Genomic DNA, 504 nt, shown 5'->3' with positions numbered 1-504 from the left:
GCGCGTTGCGCGAGATATCCCGGAAGGCGCATACGTAAATCTGGGAATTGGCGTACCGACGCTTGTCGCCAATCATCTGGACCCACACCGGGAAATCATTCTTCACAGCGAAAACGGCATCCTCGGGATGGGGCCCGCGCCAGCGCCTGGCGATGAGGACGATGACCTGATCAATGCAGGAAAGGAACCGGTCACGCTCCTTCCAGGAGGCGCGTTCTTCCATCATGCCGATTCCTTTTCCATGGTGCGCGGCGGACATCTGGACTACTGCGTACTGGGCGCGTTCCAGGTATCGGTCAATGGCGACCTGGCGAACTGGCACACCGGGCAAGCCGACGCCATTCCAGCGGTTGGCGGTGCGATGGATCTCGCAACTGGCGCGAAGGATGTCTACGTGATGATGGAGCATCTGACTAAACAGGGCGAAAGCAAGATCGTCGAACGATGCTCCTATCCCGTCACCGGGATGGGTTGCGTGAGCCGGATCTATACCGATCTGGCGGT

General features: G+C 59.3%; 1 protein-coding gene. It reads left to right on the top strand.

The window, feature by feature from the left end; all coding sequences use genetic code 11:
- Window positions 1–504, top strand: a 504-nt coding sequence (locus ACGLHR_RS52250; protein WP_400104043.1) for a 3-oxoacid CoA-transferase subunit B, incomplete at both ends; no start/stop codon positions are given.

Source organism: Cupriavidus sp. CuC1, assembly GCF_044627735.1.
GTDB lineage: Bacteria > Pseudomonadota > Gammaproteobacteria > Burkholderiales > Burkholderiaceae > Cupriavidus > Cupriavidus ulmosensis.
The sequence above is the reverse complement of the archived record's forward strand: the minus strand, read 5'-3'. Positions and strand labels throughout refer to the sequence as shown.